Annotated in this window: 15 protein-coding genes; 1 reads left to right on the top strand and 14 read right to left on the bottom strand. The window is 65.9% G+C overall.

The window, feature by feature from the left end:
- Positions 1 to 39: 39 nt before the first annotated feature.
- The 9 genes from JF515_RS05665 to JF515_RS05625 form a co-directional block, all read right to left on the bottom strand.
- Complete coding sequence (locus JF515_RS05665) at positions 40 to 1,266, bottom strand: FAD-dependent monooxygenase (protein ID WP_203101825.1); 1,227 nt, start codon at positions 1,264 to 1,266, stop codon at positions 40 to 42.
- Between the two features lie 97 nt (positions 1,267 to 1,363).
- Complete coding sequence (locus tag JF515_RS05660; protein ID WP_203101823.1) at positions 1,364 to 2,107, bottom strand: ABC transporter ATP-binding protein; 744 nt, start codon at positions 2,105 to 2,107, stop codon at positions 1,364 to 1,366.
- Positions 2,104 to 2,892, bottom strand: a complete 789-nt coding sequence (locus tag JF515_RS05655) for an ABC transporter ATP-binding protein (protein WP_203101884.1) — start codon at positions 2,890 to 2,892, stop codon at positions 2,104 to 2,106. The genes JF515_RS05660 and JF515_RS05655 overlap by 4 nt, the downstream gene beginning before the upstream one ends.
- Entirely contained in the window at positions 2,889 to 3,875 is a 987-nt protein-coding gene (locus tag JF515_RS05650) for a branched-chain amino acid ABC transporter permease (protein WP_203101821.1), read from the bottom strand. The genes JF515_RS05655 and JF515_RS05650 overlap by 4 nt, the downstream gene beginning before the upstream one ends.
- Positions 3,876 to 3,877: 2 nt before the next feature.
- A complete protein-coding gene (locus JF515_RS05645) occupies positions 3,878 to 4,750 on the bottom strand; it encodes a branched-chain amino acid ABC transporter permease (protein WP_203101820.1) in 873 nt (290 codons plus the stop codon).
- 3 nt (positions 4,751 to 4,753) lie between these two features.
- Positions 4,754 to 5,908, bottom strand: coding sequence for an ABC transporter substrate-binding protein (locus JF515_RS05640; RefSeq protein ID WP_203101819.1), 1,155 nt, complete (start codon positions 5,906 to 5,908; stop codon positions 4,754 to 4,756).
- 238 nt (positions 5,909 to 6,146) lie between these two features.
- A complete protein-coding gene (locus JF515_RS05635) occupies positions 6,147 to 6,908 on the bottom strand; it encodes a hypothetical protein (protein WP_203101818.1) in 762 nt (253 codons plus the stop codon).
- 124 nt (positions 6,909 to 7,032) lie between these two features.
- Positions 7,033 to 8,724: a toxin-antitoxin system YwqK family antitoxin gene (locus JF515_RS05630; RefSeq protein WP_203101817.1), complete on the bottom strand. Its 1,692-nt coding sequence runs from the start codon at positions 8,722 to 8,724 to the stop codon at positions 7,033 to 7,035.
- Positions 8,721 to 10,823, bottom strand: a complete 2,103-nt coding sequence (locus tag JF515_RS05625) for a hypothetical protein (protein WP_203101816.1) — start codon at positions 10,821 to 10,823, stop codon at positions 8,721 to 8,723. Before JF515_RS05625 ends, JF515_RS05630 begins: the two co-directional genes overlap by 4 nt.
- A gap of 123 nt (positions 10,824 to 10,946) precedes the next feature.
- Between JF515_RS05625 and trmB the strand changes: the two genes are divergently transcribed.
- On the top strand, positions 10,947 to 11,612 hold the full coding sequence (gene trmB, locus JF515_RS05620; RefSeq protein ID WP_203101815.1) for a tRNA (guanine(46)-N(7))-methyltransferase TrmB: 666 nt from the start codon (positions 10,947 to 10,949) through the stop codon (positions 11,610 to 11,612).
- Here trmB and JF515_RS05615 read toward each other — a convergent pair.
- The 5 genes from JF515_RS05615 to JF515_RS05595 all read right to left on the bottom strand — a co-directional run bounded on the left by JF515_RS05615 (position 11,606) and on the right by JF515_RS05595 (position 15,287).
- Positions 11,606 to 11,770, bottom strand: a complete 165-nt coding sequence (locus JF515_RS05615) for a hypothetical protein (protein ID WP_203101814.1) — start codon at positions 11,768 to 11,770, stop codon at positions 11,606 to 11,608. The two genes, trmB and JF515_RS05615, sit on opposite strands and share 7 nt — an antisense overlap.
- A 19-nt stretch (positions 11,771 to 11,789) precedes the next feature.
- A complete protein-coding gene (locus JF515_RS05610) occupies positions 11,790 to 13,151 on the bottom strand; it encodes a TrpB-like pyridoxal phosphate-dependent enzyme (RefSeq protein WP_203101812.1) in 1,362 nt (453 codons plus the stop codon).
- Positions 13,152 to 13,218: 67 nt separating this feature from the next.
- Positions 13,219 to 13,716 carry a hypothetical protein gene (locus JF515_RS05605; protein ID WP_203101810.1) on the bottom strand — a complete coding sequence of 166 codons (498 nt, stop codon included), beginning with the start codon at positions 13,714 to 13,716 and terminating at the stop codon, positions 13,219 to 13,221.
- Position 13,717: 1 nt separating this feature from the next.
- Positions 13,718 to 14,143, bottom strand: coding sequence for a GNAT family N-acetyltransferase (locus tag JF515_RS05600; RefSeq protein WP_203101808.1), 426 nt, complete (start codon positions 14,141 to 14,143; stop codon positions 13,718 to 13,720).
- A gap of 10 nt (positions 14,144 to 14,153) precedes the next feature.
- A complete protein-coding gene (locus tag JF515_RS05595; protein WP_203101806.1) occupies positions 14,154 to 15,287 on the bottom strand; it encodes a cupin domain-containing protein in 1,134 nt (377 codons plus the stop codon).
- Between the last annotated feature and the right edge of the window lies 1 nt (position 15,288).

The following is a 15,288-nucleotide window of genomic DNA, read 5'->3' as shown; positions in this document are numbered from 1 at the left end:
CGATTTTTTTTGTCGGTTGTGTGCATGGCGTCGCTCCGGTCAGGCGGTGGTGGGGGCGTCGAACCGCTCGGCGCAGGTGGTGGCGTCGTATTCGTAGATCCACTCGGCGCGGATACCCACCGCGTTGGGGTCCTTCTTCTGCGCTTCGCGGAACGCCTCGTCGCGCTTACGCAGTTCTTCCGGCGTGGACAGGTGGTAGCTGCGGCCGCGCTCACGGGCCTGCAACTGCACTTCGGAGGTGCGCGGCCGGCGCTCCTGTTCGTAGGCGCGCAGCGCGGCGGCGCTGTCGCCCTGGTAGTGGGTCAGCGCCTCGGCCAGTACATAGGCGTCCTCGATGGCCATGGCGGCGCCCTGGGACAGGAACGGCAGCATCGGGTGGGCGGCGTCGCCGAGCAGGGTGGCACGGTCGGTGGACCAGCGCGCCATGGGGTCATGATCGAACAGGCCCCATTTGAAGGTCTGGCTGGGGTCGGTCATCTTGAACAGCCGGATCAGATCGTCGTTCCAGCCTTCATAGGCGGCCAGCAACTCCTCGGTGCTGCTCGGTTCGGTCCAGGATTCCTCCACCCAGTCGGCGGTTTCGGTGACGGCGACGATGTTCACCGCCTTGCCGCCTTTCACGTAATAGGTGACCACATGGGCCTTGGGGCCCATCCAGAAGGCGGCGTCCGGGCCAACGAACGGCAGCGGATGCTGATCCACCGGCACCAGCGCCCGCCAGCACATATGGCCGGTGAACCGCGGTTCGTCCTGGCTCCACAGGGAGGCACGCACCGGTGAGTGGATACCGTCGGCGCCCACCACCAGGTCGGCTTTGAATTCGGTGCCATCGTCGAACCGCGCCAGGACGCCGTCATTCTGTTCCTCGATACCGGTGCAGCGGGCATTGAAGGTGATTTTGTGCGCCGGCAGGTCGGCGCACAGAATGCCGTGCAGGTCGGCGCGGTGCACATGGTAGAACTCGGCGCCGTAGACCTTGGGGAAGGTATCCTTGAGCGGCGTGCGGAACAGGGTATCGCCAGTTTGCCAGTTGATGCCGCGCATCGATTCCGGCAGGAAGCCGATGTCCGCCAGTTCCCGGGTCAGGCCCAGGGCCTTGAGCACTTTCACCGCGTTGGGGGTCATCTGCACGCCGGCGCCCACTTCACCAAACGCGGGCGCCTGCTCGAACAGGTGAAAATCGATGCCACGGCGGCTCAGGGCCCGGGCCAGGGCGACACCGCCGATACCGCCGCCGATAATGGCGACACGAATTTGCTCAGACATTGAAAAACTCCTTATTAACTATTCGACTAATTAATTATGGTGACGGTGCTTCCGGATCGTGATCACACCGTCGTCCGTACGGAACGGAAGGGTATTCTCAGGCGCCCAGATAGGCGCTCAGCACCTCCGGGTCCTCAAGCAGGGTGGTGCTGTCCGCCTCGGTGCTGATGGTGCCGGTCTCGACCACATAGGCTCGGGAGGCCACCGCCAGGGCGTTGTGCACGTTCTGCTCCACCACCAGCACGGTAACGCCGTGACCATTGATCTCGCGCACCACGTCGAACACCTCGTCGGCCATCTTCGGAGACAGGCCCAGGCTGGGCTCGTCGAGCAGCAGCAGGCGTGGTTCCGACATCAGGGCGCGGGCGATGGCGAGCATCTGCTGTTCGCCCCCGCTGAGGGTGCCGGCCATCTGCTTGTAGCGCTCGCGCAGCCTTGGGAAGCGGTGAAAGGCCATGCCCACGCGTTCTTCCACCCGGTGTTTCGAACCGGTCAGGAAGGCACCCAGCATCAGATTCTCGCGCACCGTCATGGCCGGCCACACATGTCGCTCTTCCGGGCAATGGGCAATGCCGCCGGCGACCACTTTCTCCGCCGGCAGGCCGGCGATTTCACGGCCATCCCAGTGGATGCTGCCCCGGCTTGGTTTCAGCAGGCCGGAGATGGCTCGCAGAATGGTGCTCTTACCGGCTCCGTTGGCGCCGATCAGAGCCACGGTTTCACCCTGGGCGACATCCAGATCGATGCCATGCAGGGCGGCGATCTTGCCGTAGGCCACATGCAGGTCGCGAACCCGCAGCAAAGTATCGCGCGCGGTTTCATGCACAGCGGTATCGTTCATGCTCTTGCCCTCCCCAGATAGGCTTCCACCACCCTCGGGTCATTCTTGACCTCGGCGGGGGCGCCCTCGGCCAGCTTGCGGCCAAAGTCCATCACCATGACCCGGTCGCTGACATCCATGACCAGATTCATGTTGTGTTCGACGATGACGATGGACGGCACCTGTTCGCGGCGCAGTTCCTTGAGAATGCCACCGAAGCGCATCGCTTCCTGGCTGTTGAGCCCGGCCGCCGGCTCGTCGAGCATCAGCAGGGTGGGTTTGGCGGCCAGCGCCACCGCCACTTCCAGCAGTCTCAGTTCGCCGCAGGAAAGCCGGTAGGCCGGTGTATCCAGGCGCGCGCCCAGATCCAGCAGGGCCACGATGCGCGCCGCGCTGTCACGGGCTTCCCGTTCCGCCTTGCGCACCGGCGCGGTGGGAAACAAGGTGCTCAGCAGGCTTTGCTTGGCACTCAGGTAGTGCCCGGCGAGCACGTTTTCAAACACCGTCAGCGGCTTGAGCACGTTGGTTTTCTGGAAACTGCGCACCAGCCCCTGGCGGGCGATCCGGTAAGGGCTCTGGCCGGTGATGTCCCGCCCCTGGAAGGCGACCTGGCCGGTGGTGGGCGTGTAGAAACCGGTGATCAGGTTGAAGCAGGTGGTCTTGCCGGCGCCGTTCGGGCCGATCAGACCGAACACTTCGCCCCGGTTGACCTGGAAGTCGATGTCCTGCACCGCCTTGATGCCGCCAAAGGTCTTGCTCAGACCCGCCACGGTCAGCAAGGGCGTGTTGGTTTGCGTCGGGTTCATGCCGGGCCTCCCTGAACGCGGGTCGCGGTGTCGGCGGTGTCATCGCTCTGGTTGCGCTCGCGACGGTGATTGAGAAAACCCATCAGGCCATTAGGCAGGAACAACACCACGCCCATCACGATCAGCCCGAACAGCGACAGCCTCAGTTCCTGCAGTTCACGCAGGTACTCAGTAAGCAGGGTGACCAGAAGAGCGCCCAGAAGGGGACCGATCAGGGTGCCCTTGCCGCCGATCAGCACCATGATGATCATGCTCACCATGAACGCGAAACCGAACACATTGGCGCCCACGAAGGTGATGTAGTGGGCATAGAAGCCACCGGCCAGGCCGGCCAGGAAGGCGCCCAGCACGAAGGCCCGCATGGCGTAGACGAACGGACGGATACCCACGGATTGAGCGACGAAGCGGTTCTCGCGCACGGTTACCGCGGCACGGCCATTGTTGGAGTACACGAACCGGTAGGCCAGATAGAGAGCCAGAGCGGTCAGGGCCAGGGCCAGATAGAAATAGAAGCGCTTGGCCATCAGCGGCGAGGCGTCCGCCAGCAGCGCCGGTTGCGCCACCCCGGACAGGCCCATGGGGCCGTTGGTGAAGCCCACCCAGTTGTTGGCGATCAGCCGCAGTACCTCGGCGAACGCCAGGGTGATGATCACGAAGTAGGGCCCGCGCAGGCGCAGGGTGATGGCGCCGATGGCGACACCGAACAGGGCCGAGACCACTCCGGCCAGCGGGATGGTGGCCCAGGCCGGCAGCCCCAGCCGCAATGACAGCAGCGCGGCGGTGTAGGCGCCCAGGCCAAGAAAGGCGGTATGGCCCAGGGAGAACTCGCCGACATAGCCGACGATCAGATTGAGGCTGGTGGCGAGCACCGCGTACAGCAGCACCATGATGCCGATGTGCAGCAGGTACTGGTCGCCCACCAGTAACGGGAAGGCGAGGGCGATCAGGCCCAGCACCAGCAGGGTATTGCGTTCGAATTTCATGCTCAGGCCCTCTCCACCTGGGTTGAAAACAGCCCGTAGGGTTTGAAGATCAGAGTCAGGATCACGATGATGAAGCCGATGATGTCCACCGTGCCGGTGGAGATGTAGCCTCCCCACAGTGCCTCGGCCACGCCCAGCAGCAGGCCACCGACGATGGCGCCGGCGAAGCTGCCCATGCCGCCCAGGATCACCACCACGAACGCCTTGAGACTGACCACGCCGCCGGCGCTGACGTGGGTGGAGTAGATCGAGCCCAACAGCATGCCGGCGGAAGCCGCCAGCATGGTGCCCAGGGCGAAGGTGCTGGCATAGACGCGGGCGGTGTTGATGCCCGCCAGACGGGCCGCCATCGGGTCCTGGAAGGTGGCGCGCATGGCGCGCCCCAGCCGCGTGTGACGGATCACCAGATGGGCGGCGAGAATCAGCACCGCGCAGGCGGCCACCGCGAACACGCGCAGCTCGGTAAGCACCACCGGGCCCAGGAACACCGGTTTGTTGGGCAGCGGGCCCTCGATGGTCAGCGGCGCGGTGCCCACCAGCAGCAGGGCGGTGTTGGTGAGGAAGATCGACAGGCCGATGGTGAGCAGAATGCTGGGCTCCTCGCCCTGGTCGCGCACCCGCTCGATCAGGAAGCGATCCACCAGCCAGCCACAGGCGCCCATCACCGCCAGGGTCAGCGCCAGGCCGGCGAAGAAGTTCAGGCCGAGCACCGTGGTGGCCAGCCAGCCCATCACGCCGCCCAGCATATAGAGCTCACCGTGGGCGAAGTTGACCACCCGCATCAGCCCGAAGATCAGGGTCAGGCCCAGGGCCGAGAGCGCGTAGAACGCTCCCGACACCAGACCGTTGGCGACAAACTGCAACAACATATCCATGGATTATTGCCCGCCGCTGTCGGCTTCGGGGTTGGCGATACGGGTGGTGGCGACCACCTCGGTGTGGCCGTCCTGGATTTGCACCAGTGCCGCTTCGAAGCCGTAGCCCTGGCCCTTTTCGGTGAACCGGTAGCGGCCGTTGGGGGCTTCGTAGTCGGTGGCATGGAGCCCGTCGACGATGGCCTGGGCGTCGGTGTCGCCGGCCCGGTCGATGGCGTCCATCATGATGTTCATGGAGTTGTAGCCGGCGGCGGCGTATTTGCCGGGGGCGTGGTCGTAGGCGGCGCTGTATTCCTTCACGAAGCGCTCGTTGCGCTCGCCGGGCAGGTTGGACACATAGGGCACGGCGGCATAGATGCCTTCCGCCGCGTCACCGGTGATCTTGATGAAGTCGCTGGTGGCCCAGGAGCCGACGCCGAACACGTCCATGTCGATGCCGAACTGCTTGATCTGCTTGACCAGGGTGGAACCGTCCTGGGTTTCGGCGGCCACGAACACGCCATCGGCACCGGAGCCGCGCAGTTTGGTGAGCAGCGTATAGAAGTCGGTGGCGCCATGGTTGAAGTATTCGATCAGCGCGGTTTCCACGCCGTGGCTGGATAACTCCTGCTCGAACGCCTTGGCACTGCCCCGGCCCCAGTCGTCGTTGACGCCGATATAGGCCACTTTCTTGAGGCCCAGGTTGTCGACGATCAACCGGGAAAACGCCTTGCCGAGCAGGGCGTCGGTTTCCGCGGAGCGGAAGAAGTAGGGGTTGCCTTTCTCGGTGAGGCTGGCTTCGGAGGAAACGCCGGTCAGAAAGGGCGTCTTGTACTTGCCCGCCACCGGCATCACCGCCGAGGTGGCGGAGCTGCAGAAGGCGCCGACCAGAGCCACTACCTTGTCGCGCTGGATCAGTTTCTCGGCGGCGTTCACCGAGTTGGCCGGGCTGCACTGGCCGTCCTCGATGATCAGTTCCACTTGCTTGCCGAGCACGCCGCCGTTGGCGTTGCGCTCCTTGACGGCGAGCCGGGCACCGTTGGCGTCGGCGGTGCCGTTGTAGGCCACCGAACCGGTGAGGGGCTGGATCAGCCCGATTTTCAGGGTGTCTTGCGCCGAGGCCTGGGTAGAGGCCATCAGAGCAGTCGCAATTATTGGAGCCAGAATCAGTTTTCGCATCGCAGTTCTCCTGTTGAGCCTTGTTGTTAGCGCGACTAATCGACATATTAATTAATCGATTAGTAAATTTACAAGGGCAGGAAAAGCATTAGCAATAAGCGGGCCATATCATGGGACGGTGAGAGAAGGGTCGGACACCGCCATGTAAGGGGCTTGAGGACGAATTCGCGCCCGATTCCGGTGCGTTACAAGATGTGAATGCTCAATGTTGGGGCGCCGAATTGTCCCGCCGGCTGGGTCAGCGACCGCCAATCTCCACTTTGACTTCCAGGGGCAGATCGAGCCGTTCGCTGTGGGTGGCGGCGCCGCTCAGGCCACGGGCTCCGGTACGTTCGCTGACGGTGATGGCGCCCAGGGCCTGCCATTGTCCCGGTGTCACCACCAGGGTGGTGTCGCTGCCCTGGGTACGGGCCAGGCCATTGCCGGCCGGTTCGTCAAAACGCTGAGCCACGGTCAGGCGCACGCGACCGTCCCCGGTCAGCACCGGGGTGATCCGGATGCCCTGTTTCAGGCTCATCAGTGCCGGGTACTGGGTGCCGGTGAGGGCCACCAGGGTGCCCTGGCTGATGCCGGCGGCGTGGCCGGCCAGGGTGTTGATGCGGTAGTCGTCCTGGCGCTGGTGGCTGATCGAGCCGGCTCCGGCCCGTATGCCGTCCGGCCCCAGGGTGACGCCGCCGCCACCGCGTTCGCCGTCGGCGCGGCGGCGCAGGTGCACGGTCACCGTGCGCGGCACTTCCGGCATGTCGCCGAGGGCGGCCAGAACCTGGTCGAAATTGGCGCTGGTGGTGCGGATCACCAGCTTGCCCTGGTAGGCGTTGACGTAGCCGCCCTCCGGAAGGAGGGGGCGGATCACCGGCACCAGGGCCTGGGCATCGGCGCGCTGGATGACATGGATCGACATGGCCTCGGCGCGGGCCAGCAGCGGGGCGACGATCAGCAGCAGCAACAGGGCCAGCGTCCGGTGGCCGGGCGTGCATCGGCGTCGACTTGGCATGCGCATGACGATGGTCCCAGGAAAAGGTCGAACTCGCATCATAGCGACAACGGGGCCGGGCTGCACAGGCCGCCCCGGGCCCGTCGATGGGGCGAGGAGCGGCTTCCTTGCCGTCACCCGGCGGGCCGGGTCAGGGCTTGAGGCGGTCGCCGTTGCGCCAGCGCGCCGGTACCATCTTGCCGTCGCGGTCGCTGATCCAGCCTTCGCCGTTCTCCAGGCCGTCCCGGTACGGGGTAATGCGTTCCACCCGGCCTTCCTCATCGTATTCGATGAAACGCCCCTGGCGTTTGTCGTCGCGGTACTGGCCCACCAGTCGAGGGTAACCTTCGGGGCTGGTTTCCAGGTATTCACCGTCGCGCTTGCCGGCCTTGAAATGGGCATGTCTCTGGCGCCCTTCATACAGCACCTTGAAGGCTTCGCCTTCTTTTTCGCCATTCACGAAGTGGGCCCGGAACACCAGGTTGCCGTCCTTGTCATGGCTCACCCAGTCGCCGATGGCCTTGCCGTTCCGGTAGTGGCGCTGATCCAGCAGGGTGCCGTCCGGGGTACTTCGGGTCCAGTCACCGTGCAACTCGCCGTTCACATAATGTGCCTGCTCCACGTTGCCGTTGGTGTCCAGGGTGCGCCAGTCGCCCACCGGCTTGTCGTTCCGATAACGGCCGGATTCCAGCACTTCGCCGTCAGCGTTTTCGGTGTGCCAGGGGCCGTCCTTCTTGCCCTGGCGGTACTCATGGTAGGTCCAGCGCTGGTTCTCCGGGCCGCTGCGTTCGCGGCTTTCGCCGTGGCGCTGGCCGTTCCGGAACCGCTTTACCGCGATCAGGTCGCCGTGGTCGTCGTAACCGCGCCATTCACCGTCGCGCCGGCTATCCTTCATCTGGCCTTCCTCCCGCGCACCGCTATACTGGCCGATGATGGCCTTGCCCTGGGCAATCCCGCCGATCAGGTGTTGCAGCTTCACTACCCGATCGTTGGCGAAGCCGATTTTCCACACGCTGTCTTCTTTCGGGTAGCGCAGGTATACGAACCTCAGCGTGCCGTCCGGGTTATTCTCGGCCTTGAGGCGTAGCCACACCGGCGCGTCGTTACGGAACCGGCCCTGTGCATCGCGCTGGTAGGTGGCTTCGCGGCTCAGGTAGACGCCATCGCTGTTCTTGTGCCAACCCATCAGGATCCCGGGGGCCACATAGGCCTCGTGGGCGAGCGGGTTGCCGTCGCGGTCATAGCGGTTGAAGAGAAAGTCGTAGCGGCCGCCCTTGTAGCGCCTTTCCTCATGGATCTGGCCGCCATCCTTGCCGCCTTCCTGGTCGCCAACCTTGGGGTAGTAGGCCACCCGCATACCGGTAACGGCGCCGTCCTTGTAGGGCGTCCGGGCCAGCAGGTTGCCGTCCTCGTCGTAGTGTTTCTCCACGCCGTGGGGCTTGCCGTGGCGGTAAGGCCTGAATTTATCCTCCTGGCCGTTCTCGTGGTAGGAGATGATCTCGCCGTCCAGACGGCCTTGTTCGTCGCTGTGTCCTTTTTCCTTCAGGGTGCCGTCCGGGTAGAGATAGCGCCAGTCGCCATACCAGTCGGCGTCCTTGTCGGTGCCGGCGCGGGCCCCCTCGGCATAGAGCGCATCGTTGCTTGTGTAATAGGCCTTATAGAGATAGCCGGGGCCGTCCGGATTCTCCGGCAGGGGCGTGTCCACATAGAAAAACCGGGCCTGCTCGGTCTTGGCCGGGTAGCCATAATCGGTGAAGTAGAGGCGTTCGGCGTGGGCCGCCCGGGCCAGCAGAAGGGCACCGAGCAGCAGGATCAGGTTCCGGGTCCATGGGAAAACGCTCATTGCGGCAGCTCCGGAAGGGTGGCTTCGAGGGTTCGGGTCTGTTCACCGTGGGTGCGCAGCAGGCGGACGGATTTCACCGGGCCCCAGAAGCGCAGCACGCCGTTGTCGTCCTCACCGAGTTCACGCAGGGCCAGGCCGGTGTCGTCCAGGGCATCGTAGTGGGCCGCCTTGCAATCGTCGCCCAGTAGCACGCCGTTATCGCCTTCGAAGTGCGCGCAACCGGGCTGCTCCCGGGTCAGGACTACCGTTTCCACCCGGGTCGGGCAGCGCGCCTCGAAGGACAGGCGCCGGCCATAGAAATAACGAATCCGGTCGTCCTTGGTGCGCAGCTCGAACCCGGGGCGGCCGTCTTCTTCGTGCCGCGTCGGGGCGGACCAGGTGAAATGCAGTGGCGTGCCGTGATAGTCCGGGGCGCCCTCGGGGACTACGTTACACAGGCGGAAACCGATCGGGCCGGTGACCCGCAGGCGATGGTGGTCGAGGGCCTGCAACTCGATGTCCCGCAGCAGCCGGGCGGTATCGTCCGGGGCGTCGCGCAGGCCCGGGAGCTGGTGCCGGGCACCAGGGGGATGAAGGTCGCCGTCGTCCGGCTGGGGGCGCACCGTCATGGTCAGGGCGCGCCGCCGTGACTCCATGGGGGTGAGGCGAAGCGCGGCGATGGGGGTATCGGTGCGCAGGCTCAGGCGCAGCGGAGCCGGGTTCAGCGACAGGCGCTCGATAAAGGTCTCCGGGCTCTCGTCGGCTTGTTTGACCGGGCGCAGGGTCATTGCCATGGGCAGGGGGCGGCCGTCGGCGTCCAGGGGCTGGGCGCGTACTGGTTGGCCGTCTTCCAGGCGCAGGTCCAGACGTTGCTTCCCCCAGTCGAGCACGCTCACGCCGTCGGGAACGGGGTCGCCCTTGGTCAGGGTAACGGGCTCGGCGGGCTCCCAGATCCGGGCCTCGGCGGTGAGCGACAGCGGCTTGCCGGGCTGGAAAGCGTCCGGCGCGGTGGCGATGAGCAAATCCCGGCCCAGGTCCATGTCCGGCGGGCCCGGGTCCGCGAGCCGGAAGAAGCCGCCGTTCTCCGCCATTCGGTTCAGCACCAGACCGTCCGGGGCGTCGCCATTGAAGCCGGTGAAGTGCAATTCCGCTTGTTGTTGCAGCGGCGCGGCCAGGGCCCAGTCACCGCGGGTCATCACCCGCTGTTCCTCGACCTGATAAAGGAAGCTGTCCTCGAGGCTGTCGAGCAGAGCATCCATGTCGGCACGGTCCCGTAACGGCAGGGTGTCGTCGGGTTCGCGCAGCGGCATTTCACGGAACTGACGTTTCTGGAAATCGGCCTGCATTTGCAGATGCGTGGGGTCCACGTCCCAATCCCGCACCAGGTTGGGATAGTGGCGCTGGCTCACCAGTTGCAAGCGCTGTTCTACAAGCGCGTCCTGGTCGGGCATGTACAGCTCGCTGTGCAGGCGCAGCGCCTCGGGCATGCCGCTGGGCCAGCGCGCGATCATGCGCGCCTGGCCTTCCACCCGTTCGCCGTTGAGCGTCATGGCCACCAGTACCCGCTCCCCGTCCCGCGCCAGAACCCGGTAGTCGGCCTCGACCTTGGGCAACCCCCAGAGAGAGGCGCTGGCCTGCCAGGTATCGCCGGGTTGAGGGTCATCCGGGAGCGGTACGGCGGTGGCGGTGGATTGGTCCAGCAACTGCTCGATCTTGTCACCGAAACGTTCCTGCAAACGTTGCTCAAGCTCCGGATCAGCCAGACGGGTCTCGGTAATGCGCCCGTTCTTCACGCGGCTCAGGGTGCCGCTCTCCTGGAACCGTCGAAATGGTTCGGCTCGGTCGCCCAGGCGGGCCAGGTCACGGGTGTCCAGTTGACCGCCGCCAATACGCAGCCAGGGCAGGGTGGTGCGCAGCCACAGGCCGCTACCGGCATCGTCGGCGACGCGGTTCCGAACGATGGCCTGCAGGTCCACTTCTTGGCCGTAGTCAGAGCCGGAGGTCTTGATGCTCTGATGGGCGACGAGAAGAAAATCGTCCTCGTAATCCTCTTTCTCGATGTCGCGACCCTGGCAGGCGGTGAGCAGGAAAAGGCAGAAAAAAGGCAGGAAAAAACGCATAATAAAAAACTCTCCCGTAACGCGCCGGAGTGTATCGAATCATGACGCCGGCCGGGAACCGCACAGCGGAATTTGTGAAAAACCACCGTAAAACGTCCGTGATTTCCATCTTCGAGGCTTTCCATGTTCGGTAACAGCCGGGCCGTGACCAGCAACCAGGGCGGGCCGCATTCGTCATTGGCGGACACCGTGCGTCGCCATCTGGGCCATGTCTGGCGGGCTCCCCTGGCGGACCACGATCGCCAGGCCTTCGCCCGCGCCGAGCAGTGGCTCGCTGACCAGGCCCGGCCGCTGATTCTGGATTCCGGCTGTGGTACCGGCCGCTCCTCGGTATGGTTGGCGCGCCGCTATCCGGAGGCGCTGGTGCTGGGGCTGGACCAGTCCGCCCACCGTCTGGAACGGGCGGCGCGGCGCTTCGAGGCGCCGGGCAATCTGCTGTTGCTGCGTACCGACTGCGCCGGCTTCTGGCGTCTGGCGGAGTCCGCCGGCTGGCGACCCTGGCGCCATTACCTGTTGTATCCGAATCCGTGGCCGAAAAGCGCGCACCTGAAGCGCCGCTGGCACGGCCACCCGGTGTTTCCCCATCTGTTGGCGTTGGGGGGCACCCTGGTGTTGCGTACCAATTGGGAACTCTACGCCAGGGAAATGGCGCGGGCGCTGGAGGTGGCGGGCCGCGCGGCGACGGTGTCGCCGCTGAGCGGGGACGGTGAGCCAATCACCGATTTCGAGGAAAAGTACCGTCACAGCGGCCACCGGCTCTGGGAGCTGGTGGCCGGGCTGGATCACTGAACGGTCATGTAGACCTTATAGCCAATGGTGGCCAGCATGCAGATCGTGCCCAGGGCCAGCAGGGTCAGGCCCCAGGCGGACTGGCGGGCGCCGAAGCCGACGCCCATCAATACCAGCCCCAGCACGATCAGCGCGATCAAACCGTCGAAAAACGCCATTTTTTTCCCCTCTTGATGATCAGCCCAGTTGTGGCAGACGCGACAGCGCCGCCTCGGCGCCGGCGGCGTCGTAGTCGCCGTCTTCCAGCTTGCCGTCGAAATAATCGATGTAGGCCTGCATGTCGAAATGGCCGTGGCCGGAAAGGTTGAACAGGATGGTCTCCGACTTGCCCTCCGCCTTGCAGCGCAGGGCCTCATCGATGGCGCCCTTGACCGCGTGGGTGCACTCCGGCGCCGGCACGATGCCCTCGTGGCGGGCGAACTCCACCGCCGCCTCGAAGCAACCCAGCTGCTGATAGGCGCGCGCTTCGATCAGGCCGAGCTCCAGCACATGGGACACCTGGGCGCCCATGCCGTGATAGCGCAGGCCACCGGCGTGGAAACCCGGCGGCGTGAAGCTGGAGCCCAGGGTGTGCATCTTGGTGAGCGGCGTGAGATGGGCGGTATCGCCGAAATCATAGGCGAAGCGGCCCTGGGTCAGGGTGGGGCAGGCGGCCGGTTCCACGGCGATGATGCGGCGGCGCTTGCCGCCACGCAGCTGGGCGCCCAGGAACGGGAAGGCGATGCCGGCGAAGTTGGAGCCGCCACCGGTGCAGCCGATGATGATGTCCGGGTCGTCGCCGGCCATTTCGAACTGCTCCATGGCCTCCAGGCCGATTACGCTCTGGTGCAGCATCACATGGTTGAGCACCGAGCCCAGGGCGTATTTGGTGCCCTCGTCCTGGGCAGCCAGTTCCACCGCCTCGCTGATGGCGATGCCCAGGCTGCCCGGGTGATCCGGGTTCTCCGCCAGGATCGCGCGGCCGGATTCGGTGAGGTTGGAGGGCGAGGCCACGCATTCGGCGCCGTAGGTGCGCATCAGCGCCTGCCGGTAGGGCTTCTGTTGGAACGACACCTTGACCTGGAACACCTTGACCTGCAGGTCGAACAGGCTGCCGGCGAAGGCCAGCGATGAGCCCCACTGGCCGGCGCCGGTTTCGGTGGTGAGCCGCTTGATGCCGGCCTCGGCGTTGTAGAACGCCTGGGCCACGGCGGTATTGGGCTTATGGGAGCCCGCCGGGCTGACCCCTTCGTACTTGAAGTAAATCTTCGCCGGGGTGTCCAGGGCCTTTTCCAGACGGCGCGCGCGGATCAGCGGGCTGGGCCGCCACAGGCGGTAGATGTCGCGAACCGGAGTGGGAATTTCCACGTGCCGCTCGGTGGTCATCTCCTGGGCGATCAGGGTGTCCGGGAACAGCGGTGCCAGATCGCCGGGGGCCACCGGCTGGTGGGTGGCGGGGTGCAGCACCGGGGCCATGGGCGTCGGAAAGTCCGCCATGATGTTGTACCAGTCGCGGGGCATGCGTTCTTCGGACAGCAGGTATTTGGTGCTCTCGGCCATGGGTCTCTCTTGATTCGTCGTTATTGTGCGGCTCTTATGATGCCGCTTTTTGCCGCGCCGGATAAGGTCACAGGCGCAATTCGCGCAACTCCGGATTGCTTCGGGCACGCTCCCAGACACGGTCGAAGTGTTCCGCGCGGCGCGGTGCCCGGGGCAGGGCGTGGGCGCACAGGTCCAGGCGTTCCGGGCGTGGCCAGCCGGTCGCTTCGAACAGGCCGGTGCGTTCGGCCACCGCGAAGCACAGCGTTGGATCGGCGTCGTCGGGCTGGGTCTGGCGCAAATGCAGGCGGGAGGGCAGGCGGCGGGCCAGATGCACCAGGCCATGGCCGCGTTTGACCGTCTGGTCCACGTCGTCGAACAGTACGCGCAGATCGGCCTGGGGCGAGGACAGGGTGAGGGCTTTGAGGGCGTCGAGCACCGCCGGGTCGGCGGTGAGCGCGTCCAGGGCCGGCACCCGTAGCCACAGGCGACGCCGGCAGGCACGGATCAGGTCGGCCAGGGCTCCGGCGGCCTGGCTCGGGTCCGGGTGATGCAGGGTATCGTCCTCGCCGAGCCGCAAGCGCATGTCAGTCCAGCAGCTTGAACATCTGCCGGTGGGGGATGTGGGCGTCCATGAAGATGCCGCCGGAGACACTGAAGCCGGCGGTTTCGTAGAAGCTGGTGGCGTGGGTCTGGGCGTACAGGAACACCTCGCCCATATCGGCGGCGCGGGCGGCTTCCTCGGCGGCCACCAGCAGGGCGCGGCCAACGCCGCTGTTGCGGTGGGTTTCCAGCACGCACAGGCGGCTGATCTGGCCGCTGCCCAGAAGGCGCAGACAACCGATCGGTTTGCCGGCGTCGTCGAACGCCAGGAAGTGCCGGGCGGCGGGGTCGGCGCCGTCCCATTCCAGTTCCTCCGGGACACCTTGTTCGCCAATGAAGATACGTTCGCGCAGGGCGCTCAGTTCGGCGCGGTGTTCGTCCCAGGTTGTCTCAATGATGCTAAAGGCCATGGCGTTCTCGTTAAAGCTCGGCAAAGTAGCCCTGGTCTATCCAGTGATCCAGCAGGGGCCGGCTGTCGGCGTCGAGCACCGCGGCCAGCTCGTCGTTCGTATAGCGCCGCTGGCGGGCAAGCAGCCCGGCCAGGGCGGCCTGGGAGCCGCGTAGCGGCCAGGCCTCGCCGTTCAGCCAGGCGGTGTCGTCCACCACCAGCAGGCGTACGCCGCCGTGGCGCACCAGGGCGGCATCCGGGTCGGCGGCGCGAATGTGCGCCGGGTCGACCAGAAAATCAAGTCCCGTTTGCCGGGGGGTACTGAGCCAGCGGGCCAGGGCGCGCCGGCCAGCGTCCCGGTCGAACAGCGCCAGCGCCGCGTCCAGCATGGCCTCGCGCTCACCGGCGTCGAGCCGGCCCGGGTCGGTGGTCAGGGCGCGACCGGGGTCGGCGTACAGGCGGGTGGGGCTCTCGGCCAGGGTCTCGGCTACCACCTCCGCCAGCAGATCCCGGTAGTCCGGGGCCCGGAAGCCCACCGACCAGGTCACGCAGTCGCTGTCCAGGGCGACGCCGTGATGGGCCACGCCGGGGGGCAGGTAAAGCACATCGCCGGGGCCGGCGATATGCTCGCCGTCCACCGGCATGTCGGCCAGCATTTTCAGCGGAACATCGCCGCGCAGGCGGCTTTCATCGTCGCAGACGGGCCCCAACCGCCAGTGACGCCGGCCACTGGCCTGGATCAGGAACACGTCGTACTGATCGAAATGCGGACCTACGCTGCCGCCTTCGGCGGCGTAGCTGATCATGATGTCCTCAAGACGCCAGCCGGGCAGGAAAGCGAAATCGTCGAGCAGCAGCGACACTTCCGTAAGGTAGTGGTCCACGGACTGCACCAGCAGGGTCCAGTCCCGCTCTCCCAGCTCGCTGAAGCGGGCCTCCTCGAAGGGGCCTTGCTCCAGGGACCAGGGGCCATCGCCGGCGCCTTCGATCAGGCGGGATTCCACCTCCGGCTCCAGGGCCAGCCCCGCCAGGGTGTCGGCATCCGGGTGTTCGAGCCCGGCAGCGGCGGCGGGCATGAACAGGGGGGCGCGTTGCCAGTAGCGCGCCAGGAAATCCCCAGGCGCCAGGGGCAGCGTGAAACGCGGCGAAACGGCATCCACGGTCATC

The organism is Alloalcanivorax marinus (assembly GCF_016785095.1).
GTDB classification, from domain to species: Bacteria; Pseudomonadota; Gammaproteobacteria; order Pseudomonadales; family Alcanivoracaceae; genus Alloalcanivorax; species Alloalcanivorax marinus_A.
The sequence above is the reverse complement of the archived record's forward strand: the minus strand, read 5'-3'. Positions and strand labels throughout refer to the sequence as shown.

Bases quoted from the DNA above. Each gene is read 5' to 3' on its own strand.
- JF515_RS05645 (WP_203101820.1), bottom strand. From the start codon at position 4,750: ATGGATATGTTGTTGCAGTTTGTCGCCAACGGTCTGGTGTCGGGAGCG.
- JF515_RS05605 (WP_203101810.1), bottom strand. From the start codon at position 13,716: ATGCGCTTGCGGCTCGGCGAGGACGATACCCTGCATCACCCGGACCCG.
- JF515_RS05640 (WP_203101819.1), bottom strand. From the start codon at position 5,908: ATGCGAAAACTGATTCTGGCTCCAATAATTGCGACTGCTCTGATGGCC.
- JF515_RS05600 (WP_203101808.1), bottom strand. From the start codon at position 14,143: ATGGCCTTTAGCATCATTGAGACAACCTGGGACGAACACCGCGCCGAA.
- JF515_RS05595 (WP_203101806.1), bottom strand. From the start codon at position 15,287: ATGACCGTGGATGCCGTTTCGCCGCGTTTCACGCTGCCCCTGGCGCCT.
- JF515_RS05635 (WP_203101818.1), bottom strand. From the start codon at position 6,908: ATGCGCATGCCAAGTCGACGCCGATGCACGCCCGGCCACCGGACGCTG.
- JF515_RS05650 (WP_203101821.1), bottom strand. From the start codon at position 3,875: ATGAAATTCGAACGCAATACCCTGCTGGTGCTGGGCCTGATCGCCCTC.
- JF515_RS05665 (WP_203101825.1), bottom strand. From the start codon at position 1,266: ATGTCTGAGCAAATTCGTGTCGCCATTATCGGCGGCGGTATCGGCGGT.
- JF515_RS05660 (WP_203101823.1), bottom strand. From the start codon at position 2,107: ATGAACGATACCGCTGTGCATGAAACCGCGCGCGATACTTTGCTGCGG.
- JF515_RS05615 (WP_203101814.1), bottom strand. From the start codon at position 11,770: ATGGCGTTTTTCGACGGTTTGATCGCGCTGATCGTGCTGGGGCTGGTA.
- JF515_RS05610 (WP_203101812.1), bottom strand. From the start codon at position 13,151: ATGGCCGAGAGCACCAAATACCTGCTGTCCGAAGAACGCATGCCCCGC.
- JF515_RS05630 (WP_203101817.1), bottom strand. From the start codon at position 8,724: ATGAGCGTTTTCCCATGGACCCGGAACCTGATCCTGCTGCTCGGTGCC.
- JF515_RS05625 (WP_203101816.1), bottom strand. From the start codon at position 10,823: ATGCGTTTTTTCCTGCCTTTTTTCTGCCTTTTCCTGCTCACCGCCTGC.
- trmB (WP_203101815.1), top strand. From the start codon at position 10,947: ATGTTCGGTAACAGCCGGGCCGTGACCAGCAACCAGGGCGGGCCGCAT.
- JF515_RS05655 (WP_203101884.1), bottom strand. From the start codon at position 2,892: ATGAACCCGACGCAAACCAACACGCCCTTGCTGACCGTGGCGGGTCTG.